This is a genomic window from Cereibacter sp. Soil_C_27, from assembly GCF_057657095.1.
Genome location: NZ_JBDGJD010000002.1, coordinates 432,515 through 447,743, shown reverse-complemented (window position 1 = coordinate 447,743; position 15,229 = coordinate 432,515). Strand labels below are relative to the sequence as shown.

The following is a 15,229-nucleotide window of genomic DNA, read 5'->3' as shown; positions in this document are numbered from 1 at the left end:
ATGCACGGCCGCTGCGGTCAAACGATGCGATCGATCATCGGAGAAGAAGAGACTGGCGCACCCGAAGGGATTCGAACCCCTGGCCTCTGCCTTCGGAGGGCAGCGCTCTATCCAGCTGAGCTACGGGTGCGTCGCAGATGCGTATAGCCACTTGCAGGACGGGCTGCAACATCAAGAGTGCAGACCGCAGAAGAGTTTCACGCGCGCCTGCCTCAGCCGAAGAGCTCGTGGCAGAACTCCAGCGCCTCGACCAGGGAATCGACCTCCGCGGTGGTGTTGTAGAGACCAAAGGAGGCGCGACAGGTGGCGCCGACGCCCATATGGGTCATCAGCGGCATGGCACAATGCGTGCCCGCCCGCACCGCAACACCCTTCTTGTCGAGCACGGTCGAGATGTCATGCGCATGGGCCGCGCCCTGCAGCGTGAAGGAGAAGATCGCCCCCTTGCCCGCCGACTGGCCCTGCACATTCAGCCAGTTCAGCCCGGCCAGCCGCTCGCGCGCGTAATCGCGCAGCGACCGCTCATGCGCCGCGATCTGGTCCATCCCAAGCGTCATCATGTAATGCAGCGCCACGCCCATGCCGATCTGCGGCACGATGCCCGGCGTGCCGGCCTCGAAACGCATCGGCGGGCGGGCATAGCTCACCGCGTCGCGGCTCACCTCGTGAATCATGTCGCCGCCGCCGAGGAAGGGCCGCATCTCCTCCATCCGCTCCGAGCGGATGAAGATCGCGCCCGAGCCGCTGGGGCCATAGAGCTTGTGGCCGGTAATCGCATAGAAGTCGCAGCCGATCGCCGCCACATCGACCGGCATGTGCACTGCCGCCTGCGATCCGTCGACCAGCACCGGCACGCCCTTCTCGCGCGCCTCCGCGCAGATGGCCGCAACATCGACCACGGTGCCCAGCACGTTCGACATATGCGTCACCGCGATCAGCCGCGTGCGCGGCCCGATCGCATCGAGCACCGCCTGCGGGTCGAGATCGCCATTGGCGTCGACATCGACCCATCTAAGCACCACGCCCTGCCGCTCGCGCAGGAAGTGCCAGGGCACGATATTGGCGTGATGTTCCATGATCGACAGCACGATCTCATCGCCGGGCTGCAGCCGCGGCGCGGCCCAGCCGTAGGAGATCAGGTTGATCGCCTCGGTGGTGCCGGTGGTGAAGACGATCTCCTCCGGCGAGGGCGCGTTGAGGAAGTGGGCGACGGTGCCGCGCACCGCCTCGTACTTGTCGGTCGCCAGGTTGGAAAGGTAGTGCAAGCCCCGGTGGACATTGGCATATTCGTGGCTGTAGGCCCGGGTCATCGCGTCGATCACCACCTGCGGCTTCTGCGCCGAGGCCCCGTTGTCGAGATAGACCAGCGGTCTGCCATTCACCTCGCGCGAGAGGATCGGGAAATCCTTGCGGACTGCGGCCACGTCATACATCGCTCAGACCCCTTGTGCCGAAATGAACGGCATCACCACCAGCGCCAGCACGAAAGACAGCGCCACCATCGTCAGCAGGATGCCGGCGAAGACCTTGCCCAGCGAACGGAAGCCATGCAGCTCCGCCACGAAATTGGTGAGCAACCAGAAAAACAGCGCGATCCCGGCAATGCCGATGATCTCGGAAATCAGCGGCATCACCAGCTGGGTGACGAGCTGCAGTGCCTGCACGCAGAGCAGGATGAACTGCAGCCAGCCGACCAGCAGCAGCGCATCGGCAAAGCTGCCCGCCCCGCCGCGCCAGCGCCCGACCCGGTGGATCGTCAGCGTCAGCAGCAACAGCGCCAGCATCTGCAACCCGGCGCTGACCAGCGGGCTCGGTAGGTCGTCGCCCAGCATGTCGCGCAGCTCGGCAGGCAGCAGCGCGATGGAGAGGGAGGTGAGCAGCGCCGCCCCGATCGCCATCAGCACCAGCGCGACCCAGCGCGCCTCGTTCGGCAGGCCGAGCGAGAGCACGGCGCGCGCGCCCTCGCGCGGGCTCTGCACGGTGAAGCGCGCCAGCTGCAGGATCGAGCCGAAGGTCAGGGTCATGTCTCGGCCTCGATCAGCATGAGCATCCAGATGACGGCGAAGGCCGCGAAGGCGAAGGTGCCGACCAGAAGGCTCTGCGCCCCCGATCCGCTGAAGCCGAGGGTCAGCCCGTGCAGAAGCACCAAGGGCGAGGCAGCGAGCAGCGCCATGAAGAGGGCGATGCGCGCGCCGTAAAAGCCGCCGCGCCCGCCGAATAGCCGGGCAATGCCATGGCTGGCAGCGGCCAGCAGATAGAAGAGCGGGATGGTGGCGAGGAGCGCGAGCCCCGTGGCGACGAACCCCTGCACCAGAGGCACGTCGGGTGTCAGCACCGATTGGCGCGACAGGCGCGGCCATTGGGCGACGAAGGCCAGCAGCAGGAAGACCAGCAGCAGGCTGAAAGCGAAGGGTTCGGACCGGCCACGTGCCAGATGGCTGGCGATCACCCTGCGCGGGTGTCGCCAGCTTGCCACGATGTCAGAGGTGACGGCCATTCAATGCTCGTGGCTCACAAGCCAGTCTTCCAACCGCTGACGGATGTCCTCGGCAATGCCCTCGTCCTCGATCTCGGCAATGGATTCGGCGAGGAAGGCCAGCACCATCAGCGACTGCGCCTGCTTCAGCGGCACGCCGCGCGAGCGCAGGTAGAACAGCGCCGTGTCGTCGATCGCGCCCGAGGTCGAGCCATGCGAGCATTTCACGTCGTCGGCGTAGATCTCGAGCTCTGGCTTGGCGAGGAAGACCGAATCCTCGTCGAGCAGCAGCGACTGGCTGATCTGGTAGCCGTCGGTCTTCTGCGCACCGGGCTTCACGAGGATCTTGCCCTGGAAGACGCCGGTGGCGCCGTTCTTCAGCACCTTCTTGAATACCTGACGGCTTTCGCAGCGCTGGCCCTCGTGGGTGATGAACACGGTGTCGTCGTGGTGGAATATGCCGTCGCCCACCGCGGCGCCCGCGACATGGGCCACGCAATCGTCGCCCACCAGCTCCAGCACCGCGTCGTTGCGGGTCATCACGCCATTGGCGGTCAGGGTGAAGCTCTTGAACAGGGCCTCCTCGGCCAGCCGCGCGAAGATATGCGTCGCGGCGCGGCGGTCCTGATCCGGGCCCTGGGCGCGGATGTGGTGGAAGCGACCGCCCTCGGCCACGTCGACTTCCATGACCTTGGTGAAGCGCGCCGCGGCAGGACCGCTTTCCAGCACCGTCACCTCGGCACCGGCTTCGACCCGGATGCAGTTGTGCAGGATCACGTCGGAGGTTTCCGAGCGATGAACGTAGATCAGCGCGATGGGCTTCGCCGCCTTGGCGGTGGCGCGGATCAGCACGCCCTCGGTGGCGAAGGCGGTGCCGAGCGCCGCAAGCGGCCGCTGCACCGGGACCTGGCCACGCGCCTCGAGCACGCCGTAGACGTCGCGCGCCCAGTGGATGTCGCTCTGCGCCTGCGACAGCAGGTCGATCTCGACGCCCGACAGCGCCAGATCGTCCGAAGCCTCGGCATCAAAGACGCCATCGACGAAGACCAGCTTCAGCCGGTCGATCGCGTCGAAGACCATCGTTTCGGCCGTGTCGACGAAGACCGGCGCCGGCAGCGGCTCGGGCGAGGTCAGCGAGGACGGGTCGGTGTAGCGCCAGTATTCGTCGCGCCGCCCGGGCATCCCCATGGCGCCCAGCCGCTCCAGCGCGTCGAACCGCGCCGGGGCCTGCCAGCCCTCGTTCGGGAAGGACAGGCCGGCGATCCGCGCCTCCAGCGTGTCCTGCTTGGCTTGCGCCACAGCCATCACACCACCTCCGAGAGGAGGTCGGCATAGCCGTTCTTCTCGACTTCCAGCGCCAACTCCGGCCCGCCGGTCTTCACGATGCGACCGTTGGCCATGATATGCACCACGTCGGGGTGGATATGGTCCAGGAGGCGCTGGTAATGGGTGATGACGAGGAAGGCGCGGCCCGCGTCGCGCAGCGCGTTCACGCCGTCGGAGACCAGCTTCATCGCATCGACGTCAAGACCCGAGTCGGTCTCGTCGAGGATGCACATGCGCGGCTCCAGCATCGCCATCTGCAGGATCTCGTTGCGCTTCTTCTCGCCGCCCGAGAAGCCCACGTTGACCGGGCGCTTCATCATGTCGGCGTCGATCTTCAGCGCCTTGGCCTTCTCGCGCACCAGCTTGAGGAAGTCGCCCGCGCTCAGCTCGTCCTGCCCGCGCGCCTTGCGCTGCGCGTTCATCGCGGTGCGCAGGAAGGTCATGTTGCCCACACCCGGGATCTCGACCGGATACTGGAAGGCGAGGAAGAGGCCAGCGGCGGCACGCTCTTCCGGCTCCATCTCCAGCAGTTCGGCGCCTTCGAGCCGGGCCGAGCCCTCGGTCACGGTATAGCCGTCGCGGCCCGCCAGCACATAGGAAAGCGTCGACTTGCCGGAGCCGTTCGGCCCCATGATGGCATGGACCGAGCCGGCCTCGACCTTCAGGTCGACGCCGCGGAGGATCACCTTGTCCTCTTCCTCAAGTTTCACATGCAGGTTGTTGATCTCAAGCATATTTTTCCCTCAGGCAATGGTAACGGCAGTGCCGGAGGCCGACACCATCAGCATGTTGTTGATGACCTCGTAGTCGAGATCGACTCCCACCACGGCATTCGCCCCGGCGGCACGGGCCTGGTCTTCCATTTCGGCCAGTGCGGTCTTGCGCGCCTTGCCGAGCTCTTTCTCGTAGGCGCCCGACCGGCCGCCCAGAATGTCGGTGATCCCGGCGAAAAGATCATGGATCACATTGGCACCGAGGATCGCCTCGCCACAGACGATGCCATGATATTCGGCGATCAGATGACCCTCGATATTCGGCGTCGTCGTGACGATCATCCCACCGATCCTTCGAGGCTGATTGCCACCAGCGCCTGCGCTTCCATGGCAAATTCCATCGGCAGCGCCTGCAGCACTTCCTTGCAGAAGCCGTTCACCACCAGCGCCACCGCCTCCTCCTCGTCCATGCCGCGCGACCGGCAGTAGAAGAGCTGGTCGTCATCGACCTTGGAGGTCGTTGCCTCGTGCTCGACGCGGGAGGAGTTGTTCTTCACCTCGATATAGGGAACGGTATGCGCCCCGCATTTGTCGCCGATCAGCAGGCTGTCGCACTGGGTGTAGTTGCGCGAGTTGGTCGCCTTGGGGTGCATCGACACGAGCCCCCGGTAGGTGTTCTGCGCCCGGCCCGCCGAGATCCCCTTGGACACGATGCGCGAGCGGGTGTTCTTGCCGAGATGGATCATCTTGGTGCCGGTATCGGCCTGCTGCGCATTATTAGCGATGGCGATGGAGTAGAACTCGCCCTGGCTCGCCTCGCCGCGCAGGATGCAGGACGGGTATTTCCAGGTGATCGCAGAGCCGGTCTCGACCTGGGTCCACATCACCTTCGCCCGGTCCTCGCGGCAATCGGCGCGCTTGGTGACGAAGTTGTAGATGCCGCCCAGACCGTTCTCGTCGCCCGGATACCAGTTCTGCACCGTCGAATACTTCACCTCGGCATCCTCGAGGATGACGATCTCCACCACCGCCGCATGAAGCTGGTTGGTGTCGCGCTTCGGCGCGGTGCAGCCCTCGAGGTAGCTCACGTAGGAGCCCTTGTCGGCGATGATCAGCGTCCGCTCGAACTGGCCGGTGTTCTCGGCGTTAATGCGGAAATAGGTCGACAGCTCCATCGGGCAGCGCACGCCCGGCGGGATGTAGACGAAGGAGCCGTCCGAGAAGACCGCCGAGTTCAGCGTGGCGAAGAAGTTGTCCGACTGCGGCACGACCGAGCCGATGTATTTCTTCACCAGCTCCGGATGCTCGCGCACCGCCTCGGAGATCGAGCAGAAGATCACCCCTGCCTTCGCCAGCTCCGCCTTGAAGGTGGTGCCGACCGAGACGCTATCAAACACCGCGTCCACCGCCACCTGACGCGGCGGCTCGGCGCCCTCGACACCCGCCAGCAGCATCTGCTCCTTCAGCGGGATGCCGAGTTTGGCATAGGTCGCCAGCAGCTTGGGGTCGACCTCGTCCAGCGACTTCGGCTTGCCCTCCATGCTCTTGGGGCTCGCGTAGTAGTAGATGTCCTGGTAGTCGATGTCCGGGTAGTTCAGCATGGCCCAGCGGGGCTCCTGCATCTGCAGCCAGCGGCGATAGGCGGTCAGCCGCCACTCCAGCATCCACTCCGGCTCGCCGTTCTTGGCCGAGATCAGCCGCACGATGTCCTCGTTCAGCCCCTTGGGGGCGAAGTCCATCTCGATCTCGGTGTCCCAGCCGTATTTGTATTTCCCGGCCATGGCATGGACGGTTTCGATGGTCTCCCGGTCGACGCCATCGCGGACTTCGGGAAGCTCGATCTCTTGAAGTGCAGCCATCGGTCTCAATCTCCGTTTCCTGCGGGGATATCCCCAATTCCTTACGCGGCCCGCGCCCTGTGCCGGGCCCGCGCGGCAAGCCAGGCCTCTGCGAAGCGCAGCACCTCGGCCTCTGTCGTCATGGGCCCGAGCGAAACCCGGATCGCCGATGCGGCGGCGGTCTCGTCGAAACCCATCGCCTTGAGCACGCGGCTGGCCCGCACCTTTCCCGAAGAACAGGCCGAGCCCGCGGATATCGCGAAACCGGCCAGATCCATCTGCATCACCTGCGTCTCGCCTTTCCAGCCCGGCGTGACAAGGCACAGCGTGTTGGGAAGGCGCCCGGCGTCTTTCCCGACAGAAATAGTCCCTTTCTCATCAACGCACAATGCCGAATCTAGAATATCTCTAAGTTGGCCAACTTGTTCCCAGATGCCTGCGGAAAGATCGCGCGCCGCAGCCTCGGCTGCAGCCCCGAAACCGGCGATGCCGATCAGGTTCTCGGTGCCTGCGCGCCGCCCCATCTCCTGTCCGCCGCCCCTGAGCTGCGCCGATATGTCCAGCCCGCGCCGCAGGATCAGCGCGCCGATCCCCTTGGGTCCGCCCAGCTTGTGCGCAGAGATCAGCGCCATGTCGCAGCCGAGCCAGTTGAAGGCGAAGGCCACCTTGCCGAAGGCCTGCGTCAGATCGGTGACAGCCAGCCCCTCGGGAAGGCGCTGCATCACCCCGGTCTCGGAATTGGCCAGCTGCAGCGCCGTCCGCGCCGGATCGCCCACCGCCACCTGCCCCGACGCATCGGCGGCAAGCGAAGTGTCGCACCAGGCGACCACCGCCTCGTGTTCCAGATCGGCGCAGACGAGCTCGCGCCCGGCACAGGCCAGCGCCGCCGCCTCGGTCGCGCCGGAGGTGAAGACGATATCCGCCCCCTCGGCCCCCAGCGCCGCGGCAATCTGCCCCCGCGCCCGCTCGATCAGCGCTTTCGCGGCCCGCCCCTCGGCATGGACCGAAGACGGGTTGCCCACCAGATCCATCGCGTCGAGCATCGCCGCCCGCGCCTCGGGGCGCAGCGGTGTCGTCGCGTTCCAGTCGAGATAGCTGCGCGTCTTCACCGCGATCCCTCCCCGGGACAGCGCCGCGAGACCCCCGGCCTCACTCTTCGTCCACTACGCGGAACAGCGCCGGGACCGCCGGACAGGGGCGCATCTCGTTCTTGATCACGTCGGACAGCCGGGTCTGGTGCAGGAAGACATAGACATGCGCCGAAAGTCCCTCCCAGAGCCGGTTGGTCAAGGACTGCGCCCGGCTGCCCGAGACGCCGCCATTGGCGCCCGCCCCGGTGTGCATCGCATTCACCGTCTCCTCGACCGCCTCCATGATCTCGCTGACCCGGATCGAATCCGCCGAGCGCGCCAGCCGGTAGCCGCCGCCCGGGCCCCGCACCGCCTCGACCAGACCGGCGCGGCGCAGCTTGACGAAAAGCTGCTCCAGATAGGGCAGAGAGATGTCCTGCCGCCGCGACACTTCGGCCAGCGAGACGAGGCCCTCCTCGGCGGTTTTCTTCTGGGCCAGCGCGAGGTCGGCCAGAGCCACCATCGCATACCGCCCCTTGGTCGACAGTTTCATCGCAGTCTCCGCCCAAATACATTGACGCCAAGCGGCAGGCCGCTTAACTCACCTACACTTCCGGGGCGCTCTGCCCTTTGGAACCGTTCTAAGTTCTCCGAGCGATTCAGTCAACAATCGTCGGACAAGAAAGAGGCGAGCGATGCCCGAAGTCATCTTTGCCGGCCCGGAGGGCAGGCTCGAAGGTCGCTACCACCCGCAAAAGGAACGTGACGCCCCCATCGCCATCGTGCTGCATCCCCATCCGCAGTTCGGCGGCTCGATGAACAACAAGGTCGTCTACAACCTGCACTATGCCTTCTATCGTCTGGGTTTCACAGTGCTGCGCTTCAACTTCCGCGGCGTCGGACGGTCGCAGGGCGAATACGATCAGGGCATCGGCGAGCTGTCCGATGCAGCCTCGGCGCTCGACTACCTGCAGTCGATGAACCAGAACGCCAAGCACTGCTGGGTCGCGGGCTTCTCCTTCGGGGCGTGGATCGGCATGCAGCTCTTGATGCGCCGCCCGGAGATCACCGGCTTCATCTCGGTCTCGCCACCGGCGAACATGTATGATTTCTCTTTCCTCGCGCCCTGCCCCTCCTCCGGCCTGATCATCAACGGCACCGCCGACCGGGTGGCCCAGCCGAAGGATACGGTGACGCTGGTGAACAAGCTGCACGAGCAGAAGGGCATCAAGATCACCCACGAGCAGATCGAAGGCGCCGACCACTTCTTCAAGGACGAGGAAGCCCATATGACGCCGATGATCTCGACCGTGTCGAGCTATGTGAAGCGGCGGCTCACCGAGGCCTCGCGTTGACCGACCGGCTTGAGGCCCAGTTCGCCTTCCTGAACGAGGCCGACCGGCTGAAATCGGTGCTGCGCGCCACCACGCTCTGCGACGGCTCGCGGCGCGAGAATTCGGGCGAGCATTCCTGGCATCTGGCGCTCTATGCGCTGGTGCTGGCCGATCAGGCCGGCCCCGGCGTCAACATCGACCGGGTGGTCAGGATGCTGATCCTGCACGATCTGGTCGAGATCGACGTGGGCGATGTGCCGATCCATTCGGCGAATGGCGCGGCGCATGGATCGGAAGCCACGCTGGCCGCCGAGGCCCGCGCCGCCGACCGGATCTTCGGCCTGCTGCCGCCCGACATCGGCGGCGATCTCCGCGCCCTCTGGGCCGAGTTCGAGGCCGCCGAGACCCCCGACGCCATCTTCGCCAAATCGCTCGACCGGGTGCAGCCGGTGATGCACAACATCGAAAGCGGCGGTGGCACCTGGACGGAATATGCCGTGACCGCCGATCAGCTCGAGACCCGCGTCGGCAGCAAGATCGCTCGCGGCGCCCCCCGGCTCTGGGACTACGTGAAGGGCAGAAGCGCCCGTTTCTTCAGGGTATCCGCATGACCCCGCGCTATGATCCCGCCCGTGACGATGCCGCGCTGAAGGAGCTGCTGGAAGATGGCGCGCTCACGGTCGCTTCGCTCGATGATCTCGGCCATCTTGCCGCCCGGCTCGAGGGGCTCGACGAATGGGTGCACACGCTCGAAGTGACAGAATGTCGCGGCGAGCGCGAGATCGGCCGGATCGACCTGTCGATCATGGGGCTCGACGGCGAGGACGAGTGGGAGATCCCACTCGAACCCGCCCGGATGCGTGCCCTGCTTGACGAAAAGCTGGCCCGCATGCGCGAGACCGGCGGCGCCTTCCGCTTCGAGCTCTGGCTCGGCGAGACTGCCGACTGACGTTTCGTCAGATCATGACAATTCGGTATACAATCGCATACCGCTCTTCCCAAGCGCCGCGAAACCGGCTATGTCCGGCGCATCGCAACCCTTCCCCGAGAGGCCCGCATGTCGAAGATCAAGGTAGCCAACCCCGTCGTCGAACTCGACGGCGACGAGATGACCCGGATCATCTGGGATTTCATCAAGCAGAAGCTGATCCTTCCCTATCTCGACCTCGACCTGCACTACTACGATCTTGGCATCGAGGAGCGTGACCGCACCTCCGACCAGATCACCATCGATGCCGCCCATGCGATCAAGCAGCACGGCGTCGGCGTGAAATGTGCGACCATCACCCCCGACGAGGCGAGGGTCGAGGAATTCGGCCTGAAGCAGATGTGGAAATCGCCCAACGGCACGATCCGCAACATTCTCGGCGGGGTGATCTTCCGTCAGCCGATCATCTGCAAGAACGTGCCGCGCCTCGTGCCGGGCTGGACCCGGCCCATCGTCGTCGGCCGCCACGCCTTCGGCGACCAGTATCGCGCCACCGACTTCCGCTTCCCCGGCAAGGGCAAGCTCACGCTGAAATTCGTCGGCGACGACGGCACGGTGATCGAGCGCGACGTCTACGATGCCCCCTCCGCCGGGGTGACGATGGCGATGTACAACCTCGACGATTCGATCATCGATTTCGCCCGCGCCTCGATGAACTACGGGCTCTCGCTCGGCTGGCCGGTCTATCTCTCGACCAAGAACACCATCCTGAAGGCCTATGACGGCCGCTTCAAGGACCTCTTCCAGCAGGTCTACGAAGAGGAATTCGCCGACCGCTTCAAGAAAGCCGGTATCCATTACGAGCACCGGCTGATCGACGACATGGTGGCCTCGGCGATGAAATGGTCGGGTGGCTATGTCTGGGCCTGCAAGAACTACGACGGCGATGTGCAGTCCGACACCGTGGCCCAGGGCTTCGGTTCGCTCGGCCTGATGACCTCCGTGCTGATGACGCCCGACGGCAAGACCGTGGAGGCCGAGGCCGCCCATGGCACCGTCACCCGCCACTTCCGCCAGCACCAGCAGGGCAAGCAGACCTCGACCAATTCCATCGCCTCGATCTTCGCCTGGACCGGCGGGCTCAAGCACCGCGCCAAGCTCGACGACAACGCGCAGCTCCTGCGCTTTGCCGAGACGCTGGAGCGCGTGACGGTGCAGGCGGTGGAGGACGGCCACATGACCAAGGATCTGGCGCTTCTGGTCGGCCCCGACCAGAAATGGCTGACCACGATGGGCTATATGGAAAAGGTCGACGAATACCTCAACAAGGCCCTCGTGGGCTGAACACGGCTGAGGGCGACCCGGTTCCGGGCCGCCCCTCCCAGCTTTCACCTCGCACCAATCTCACACGGGGTGATGAGCGAAGGGAAATCCTTTTGTGGAGGATTTCAGCGAATAACGCCAAGCCCGTGGCAGCGCTGGGGGCGTGAAGCCCCGGCGCTGGACCCGATGCGCGCCCTCCCCCCTCCGCGCCAAAGTTTCGCAGAAACTTTGCCCGCCCCGCCCCGAGCCGCCGATGACCGATCCCGCCCGCCACAGCCTCACCGAAGACGCTCAGGCGCTCGCCTATGGCGCGGGCATGGCGGCCTTCGGCATCACGCTGCTCACCCATCTCGGCCTCGTCACCGGCCAGACGGCGGGGCTTGCGGTGCTGATCTCCTACGCCACCGGCTGGAGCTTCGGCCCGGTGTTCTTCTGCATCAACATCCCGTTCTATTGGCTCGGCTACCGCCGCATGGGCTGGGAGTTCACGCTCAAGACCTTCCTTGCCGTGGGCATCCTCTCCGCCCTCAGCCTCTGGATGCCGGGCTGGGTCAGCTTCGCCAGCCTGAACCCCGTCTTCGGTGCCATACTCTTCGGCGCGATCTCCGGCTCGGCGCTGCTGGCGCTCTTTCGCCATGGCGCGAGCCTCGGCGGCGTCGGCATCCTCGCCCTCATCCTGCAGGACAAGACCGGCTTTCGCGCCGGCAACACCCAGCTTCTCTTCGACGCCGTCCTCTTCGCCGTTGCAGCGACGCTGCTCGACTGGCGTACCGTCGCGCTCTCCTTTCTCGGCGCCGTGGTGGTGAACCTCGTCATAGCCATCAACCACCGCCGCGACCGCTACATCGCCACCTGAGCGGGAATTCCGCGCCTTCTCCTGGTGCCGATGCGAAGACCTCTGGCCTTTTCGGGGCTTCTCCTGTAACGCCGCCCCAACTTCTGACAAAACCAAAGAGAGTCCCCCGATGGAGCTTCGCAACATCGCCATTATCGCGCACGTCGACCATGGCAAGACAACACTGGTGGACGAGCTGCTCAAACAGTCCGGTGCCTTCCGTGACAACCAAGCCGTCGCCGAGCGGGCGATGGACAGCAACGACATCGAGCGCGAGCGTGGCATCACCATCCTCGCCAAATGCACCTCGCTCGAATGGGCGGGCAAGCGTGTCAATATCGTCGACACCCCCGGCCACGCCGACTTCGGCGGCGAGGTGGAGCGGATCCTGTCGATGGTCGATGGCGTGGTGCTGCTGGTCGACGCCGCCGAAGGTCCGATGCCGCAGACCAAGTTCGTCACCTCCAAGGCGCTGGCCCTCGGCCTGCGCCCGATCGTGGTGCTGAACAAGGTCGACAAGCCCGATGCCGAGCCCGACCGCGCGCTGAACGAGGTCTTCGACCTCTTCGCCAACCTCGGTGCCGACGACGACCAACTCGACTTCCCGGTGCTCTACGCCTCGGGCCGTTCCGGCTGGGCGGACGAGGCGCTGGACGGGCCGCGCAAGGATCTCTCGGCGCTCTACGAGCTGGTGCTGCGCCATGTGCCGCAGCCCAAGCAGCTCTCGCGCCGCGACGAGCCGTTCCAGATGCTGGCGACCACCCTCTCCGCCGACCCGTTCATCGGCCGCATCCTCACCGGCCGCGTCGAAGCGGGCACGCTGAAGGCCGGCGACACGCTCAAGGCGCTGCACCGCGACGGCGAGCGGATCGAGCAGTTCCGCGTCTCCAAGGTTCTGGCCTTCCGCGGCCTGTCGCAGACCCCGATCGACGTGGCCGAGGCCGGCGACATCGTGACCGTCGCCGGCATGTCGAAGGCCACGGTGGCCGACACGCTCTGCGATCTCTCGGTGGAGGCGGCGATTCCCGCCCAGCCGATCGACCCGCCGACCATCTCGGTCACCTTCGGCATCAACGACTCGCCGCTGGCCGGCAAGGACGGCTCCAAGGTGCAGTCCCGCGTCATCCGCGAGCGGCTGATGAAAGAGGCCGAGATCAACGTCGCGATCAAGGTCACCGACTCGCCGCAGGGCGACTCCTTCGAGGTCGCGGGTCGCGGCGAACTCCAGATGGGCGTGCTGATCGAGAACATGCGCCGCGAGGGCTTCGAGCTCTCGATCTCGCGCCCGCGCGTGCTGTTCCAGGAGATCGACGGCGTGCGGCACGAGCCGATCGAGGAAGTCACCATCGACGTGGATGACGAATTCACCGGCGCGGTGATCGAGAAGCTGACCGGCCCGCGCAAGGGCGATCTGGTCGAGATGAAGGCCGCTGGCGCCGGCAAGACCCGGATCATCGCCCATGTGCCCTCGCGCGGCCTGATCGGCTACCACGGCCAGTTCCTGACCGACACCCGCGGCACCGGCGTGCTGAACCGCGTCTTCCACGAATGGGCCCCGCACAAGGGCCCGATCGAGGGCCGCCGCGCTGGCGTGCTGATCTCGATGGAAAGCGGCACCTCGGTCGCCTATGCGATGTGGAAGCTGGAAGATCGCGGCCACTTCTTCATCGGCGTTCAGGAAGCGGTCTACACCGGCATGATCATCGGCGAGCACAACCGGGAGAACGACCTGGAAGTGAACCCGCTGAAGGGCAAGCAGCTGACCAACGTCCGCGCCTCCGGCACCGACGAGGCCGTGCGCCTGACGACGCCGGTGCGGCTCTCGCTGGAGCAGGCCATCGCCTATATCGACGATGACGAGCTGGTCGAGGTCACGCCGAAGAACATCCGCATGCGCAAGCGCTACCTCGACCCCCACGAGCGCAAGCGCCAGTCGCGCGCCAGCTGAGCCGACGACGCCCTAAAACCCGAAGGCCGCGCCCAAAGCGCGGCCTTTGTCTTTTGTGGAGGGCTCGAGCCCGTGGGCGCCTAGGCCGCGGCGCGCCGCGCCTCGGGCAGGAAGGGCTCCACCGTCACCGCCTCGCCCTCGAAGGTGCAGAACGACCCCGGCGCCACCGCCTGCCAGTCCCCCTCGTCGCTCTCCAGCGGCTCCGACACCACCGCCCGGCCCTGCCGCCGCGCGCTCCAGCGGTGATAGAGCGTCGGCGCATGCTCGTCGCTGGCATAGCGCACCGCATGGAGCCGCTCGCCATCCGACAGCGCCGCCGTCAGACGCAGATGCGGGGCGCAGCCCTTCTCGCGGCTGATCGTCTCGAAGCGCCGCACCGCCCTCTCCAGCGCGCCCCTGGGGTCCTCCGCCAGCCCCTCGGCCAGGGCAACGAGAAACAGCGCCTCGCTGTCGGTCGCGCCGCGCCGGTGCGGGTAGAGCCCATCCGGCACCAGCATGTCGGCATCGCGGCGGAAACTGTCATAGCCGCCGACCTGCCCGTTGTGCATGAAGCTCCAGCGGCCGACGGCGAAGGGATGGCAATTGTTGCGGCTGGTCGCCGTGCCGGTCGAGGCGCGGACATGGGCAAGGAACAGCCGCGACTTCACCTGTGCGGTCAGGCTGCGCAGGTTCGGGTCCGACCAGGCCGGCAGCACGTCGCGGTAGAGCCCCGGCTCGGGCCGCTCGCCATACCAGGCGATGCCGAAGCCGTCGGCATTGATCGCCGTCTTGCATTCGGTGGCGCAGTGGCTCTGGTGGATCAGCGAATGTCCGGGGCGGCTGACGATCTCCTCGAGGAAGATCGGCGCGCCGATATAGGCGGCCCAACGGCACATCTCAGAAAGCCCCCGCTCGAGGGCCCGAAGTCAAAGAAGCCTGCCCGTTCATCGCTGCCCCGGTTCTTGTTTGGCCAAGGATAGCAAAGCCCCGAACCGCAGGCATCATCAAAACGTCACAGACCGGAGCCCCCGCCTTCATCTTGGCCCAAATATCCACGGGAGGTGGAGCGCGGCCAGGACATCTTCAGGTGGAGGATGTCCCGCGCGAAACGCCCGGCCCTTGGCCGGGCTATGGGGCGTGAAGCCCCCGGCGGGTAGCCGCCAGAACCTCACTCCGCCTCTTCGACCACCACCAGATCGCGCACCGAGGCGCCGCGGGCATGGTCCAGCGCCGCCTGATACTCGGCCGAGTTGTAGCAGGCCACCGCCGCCTCCAGCGACGGAAAGCGCGCCACCACATTGCGCGAGCGGTCACGCCCCTCGAGCTGCACATGCCGCCCGCCGCGGGCGAGGAAGACCCCGCCATGCGCGGCAATGGCCGGCCCCGCGCCCTTGGCGTAGAGCGCATAGGCCTCCGCGTCGGTCACCTCGACATTCGCGATCCACAATGCCGTCGCCAT

At 66.1% G+C, this 15,229-nt stretch carries 17 protein-coding genes and 1 tRNA gene; 6 read left to right on the top strand and 12 right to left on the bottom strand.

The genetic code is table 11. The annotated features are described in order from the left end of the window. Positions 1 to 53: 53 nt before the first annotated feature. The 10 genes from AC3A5Z_RS09110 to iscR all read right to left on the bottom strand — a co-directional run bounded on the left by AC3A5Z_RS09110 (position 54) and on the right by iscR (position 7,976). Positions 54 to 130 (bottom strand) — tRNA-Arg (locus AC3A5Z_RS09110). Between the two features lie 82 nt (positions 131 to 212). After that, a complete protein-coding gene (locus tag AC3A5Z_RS09105) occupies positions 213 to 1,433 on the bottom strand; it encodes a cysteine desulfurase (RefSeq protein WP_487519048.1) in 1,221 nt (406 codons plus the stop codon). Between the two features lie 3 nt (positions 1,434 to 1,436). Beyond that, on the bottom strand, positions 1,437 to 2,024 hold the full coding sequence (locus AC3A5Z_RS09100) for a Yip1 family protein (RefSeq protein ID WP_487519047.1): 588 nt from the start codon (positions 2,022 to 2,024) through the stop codon (positions 1,437 to 1,439). Further along, the gene (locus AC3A5Z_RS09095) at positions 2,021 to 2,497 is read right to left on the bottom strand and encodes a YIP1 family protein (RefSeq protein ID WP_487519046.1); all 477 of its coding nucleotides are present in this window, start codon (positions 2,495 to 2,497) and stop codon (positions 2,021 to 2,023) included. The genes AC3A5Z_RS09100 and AC3A5Z_RS09095 overlap by 4 nt, the downstream gene beginning before the upstream one ends. After that, on the bottom strand, positions 2,498 to 3,781 hold the full coding sequence (sufD, locus tag AC3A5Z_RS09090; protein ID WP_487519045.1) for a Fe-S cluster assembly protein SufD: 1,284 nt from the start codon (positions 3,779 to 3,781) through the stop codon (positions 2,498 to 2,500). After that, on the bottom strand, positions 3,781 to 4,536 hold the full coding sequence (gene sufC, locus AC3A5Z_RS09085) for a Fe-S cluster assembly ATPase SufC (protein ID WP_487519044.1): 756 nt from the start codon (positions 4,534 to 4,536) through the stop codon (positions 3,781 to 3,783). Before sufC ends, sufD begins: the two co-directional genes overlap by 1 nt. A gap of 9 nt (positions 4,537 to 4,545) precedes the next feature. Further along, positions 4,546 to 4,857, bottom strand: a complete 312-nt coding sequence (locus AC3A5Z_RS09080; RefSeq protein ID WP_487519043.1) for a heavy metal-binding domain-containing protein — start codon at positions 4,855 to 4,857, stop codon at positions 4,546 to 4,548. Next, positions 4,854 to 6,374, bottom strand: coding sequence for a Fe-S cluster assembly protein SufB (gene sufB, locus AC3A5Z_RS09075; RefSeq protein WP_487519042.1), 1,521 nt, complete (start codon positions 6,372 to 6,374; stop codon positions 4,854 to 4,856). The genes AC3A5Z_RS09080 and sufB overlap by 4 nt, the downstream gene beginning before the upstream one ends. A 41-nt stretch (positions 6,375 to 6,415) precedes the next feature. Then, the gene (locus tag AC3A5Z_RS09070) at positions 6,416 to 7,462 is read right to left on the bottom strand and encodes a cysteine desulfurase family protein (protein ID WP_487519041.1); all 1,047 of its coding nucleotides are present in this window, start codon (positions 7,460 to 7,462) and stop codon (positions 6,416 to 6,418) included. Positions 7,463 to 7,502: 40 nt separating this feature from the next. After that, complete coding sequence (iscR, locus tag AC3A5Z_RS09065) at positions 7,503 to 7,976, bottom strand: Fe-S cluster assembly transcriptional regulator IscR (protein ID WP_487519040.1); 474 nt, start codon at positions 7,974 to 7,976, stop codon at positions 7,503 to 7,505. A gap of 142 nt (positions 7,977 to 8,118) precedes the next feature. On the opposite strand from iscR, the gene AC3A5Z_RS09060 reads away from it, so the two are divergent. The 6 genes from AC3A5Z_RS09060 to typA all read left to right on the top strand — a co-directional run bounded on the left by AC3A5Z_RS09060 (position 8,119) and on the right by typA (position 13,791). Continuing rightward, positions 8,119 to 8,778 (top strand): alpha/beta hydrolase, encoded by a 660-nt coding sequence (locus AC3A5Z_RS09060; RefSeq protein WP_107663521.1) that lies wholly within the window; start codon positions 8,119 to 8,121, stop codon positions 8,776 to 8,778. Then, a complete protein-coding gene (locus AC3A5Z_RS09055) occupies positions 8,775 to 9,368 on the top strand; it encodes an HD domain-containing protein (protein ID WP_487519039.1) in 594 nt (197 codons plus the stop codon). Before AC3A5Z_RS09060 ends, AC3A5Z_RS09055 begins: the two co-directional genes overlap by 4 nt. Further along, positions 9,365 to 9,706 (top strand): hypothetical protein, encoded by a 342-nt coding sequence (locus AC3A5Z_RS09050; protein WP_487519038.1) that lies wholly within the window; start codon positions 9,365 to 9,367, stop codon positions 9,704 to 9,706. The genes AC3A5Z_RS09055 and AC3A5Z_RS09050 overlap by 4 nt, the downstream gene beginning before the upstream one ends. A 108-nt stretch (positions 9,707 to 9,814) precedes the next feature. Beyond that, entirely contained in the window at positions 9,815 to 11,029 is a 1,215-nt protein-coding gene (locus AC3A5Z_RS09045; protein ID WP_487519037.1) for an NADP-dependent isocitrate dehydrogenase, read from the top strand. Between the two features lie 232 nt (positions 11,030 to 11,261). Next, complete coding sequence (locus AC3A5Z_RS09040; RefSeq protein WP_487519036.1) at positions 11,262 to 11,864, top strand: YitT family protein; 603 nt, start codon at positions 11,262 to 11,264, stop codon at positions 11,862 to 11,864. A gap of 109 nt (positions 11,865 to 11,973) precedes the next feature. Continuing rightward, the gene (typA, locus tag AC3A5Z_RS09035; RefSeq protein WP_487519035.1) at positions 11,974 to 13,791 is read left to right on the top strand and encodes a translational GTPase TypA; all 1,818 of its coding nucleotides are present in this window, start codon (positions 11,974 to 11,976) and stop codon (positions 13,789 to 13,791) included. A gap of 80 nt (positions 13,792 to 13,871) precedes the next feature. On the opposite strand, the gene AC3A5Z_RS09030 is transcribed toward typA, so the two are convergent. Together AC3A5Z_RS09030 and AC3A5Z_RS09025 are read right to left on the bottom strand one after the other, a co-directional pair. After that, positions 13,872 to 14,666, bottom strand: coding sequence for a class II glutamine amidotransferase (locus tag AC3A5Z_RS09030; protein ID WP_487519034.1), 795 nt, complete (start codon positions 14,664 to 14,666; stop codon positions 13,872 to 13,874). 272 nt (positions 14,667 to 14,938) lie between these two features. Next, positions 14,939 to 15,229, bottom strand: coding sequence for a DUF1330 domain-containing protein (locus AC3A5Z_RS09025; protein WP_136791222.1), 291 nt, complete (start codon positions 15,227 to 15,229; stop codon positions 14,939 to 14,941).

Bases quoted from the DNA above. Each gene is read 5' to 3' on its own strand.
- iscR (WP_487519040.1), bottom strand. From the start codon at position 7,976: ATGAAACTGTCGACCAAGGGGCGGTATGCGATGGTGGCTCTGGCCGAC.
- AC3A5Z_RS09025 (WP_136791222.1), bottom strand. From the start codon at position 15,229: ATGGCGACGGCATTGTGGATCGCGAATGTCGAGGTGACCGACGCGGAG.
- sufB (WP_487519042.1), bottom strand. From the start codon at position 6,374: ATGGCTGCACTTCAAGAGATCGAGCTTCCCGAAGTCCGCGATGGCGTC.
- AC3A5Z_RS09080 (WP_487519043.1), bottom strand. From the start codon at position 4,857: ATGATCGTCACGACGACGCCGAATATCGAGGGTCATCTGATCGCCGAA.
- sufD (WP_487519045.1), bottom strand. From the start codon at position 3,781: ATGGCTGTGGCGCAAGCCAAGCAGGACACGCTGGAGGCGCGGATCGCC.
- AC3A5Z_RS09040 (WP_487519036.1), top strand. From the start codon at position 11,262: ATGACCGATCCCGCCCGCCACAGCCTCACCGAAGACGCTCAGGCGCTC.
- AC3A5Z_RS09095 (WP_487519046.1), bottom strand. From the start codon at position 2,497: ATGGCCGTCACCTCTGACATCGTGGCAAGCTGGCGACACCCGCGCAGG.
- sufC (WP_487519044.1), bottom strand. From the start codon at position 4,536: ATGCTTGAGATCAACAACCTGCATGTGAAACTTGAGGAAGAGGACAAG.
- AC3A5Z_RS09030 (WP_487519034.1), bottom strand. From the start codon at position 14,666: ATGTGCCGTTGGGCCGCCTATATCGGCGCGCCGATCTTCCTCGAGGAG.
- AC3A5Z_RS09100 (WP_487519047.1), bottom strand. From the start codon at position 2,024: ATGACCCTGACCTTCGGCTCGATCCTGCAGCTGGCGCGCTTCACCGTG.
- typA (WP_487519035.1), top strand. From the start codon at position 11,974: ATGGAGCTTCGCAACATCGCCATTATCGCGCACGTCGACCATGGCAAG.
- AC3A5Z_RS09045 (WP_487519037.1), top strand. From the start codon at position 9,815: ATGTCGAAGATCAAGGTAGCCAACCCCGTCGTCGAACTCGACGGCGAC.
- AC3A5Z_RS09060 (WP_107663521.1), top strand. From the start codon at position 8,119: ATGCCCGAAGTCATCTTTGCCGGCCCGGAGGGCAGGCTCGAAGGTCGC.
- AC3A5Z_RS09105 (WP_487519048.1), bottom strand. From the start codon at position 1,433: ATGTATGACGTGGCCGCAGTCCGCAAGGATTTCCCGATCCTCTCGCGC.
- AC3A5Z_RS09050 (WP_487519038.1), top strand. From the start codon at position 9,365: ATGACCCCGCGCTATGATCCCGCCCGTGACGATGCCGCGCTGAAGGAG.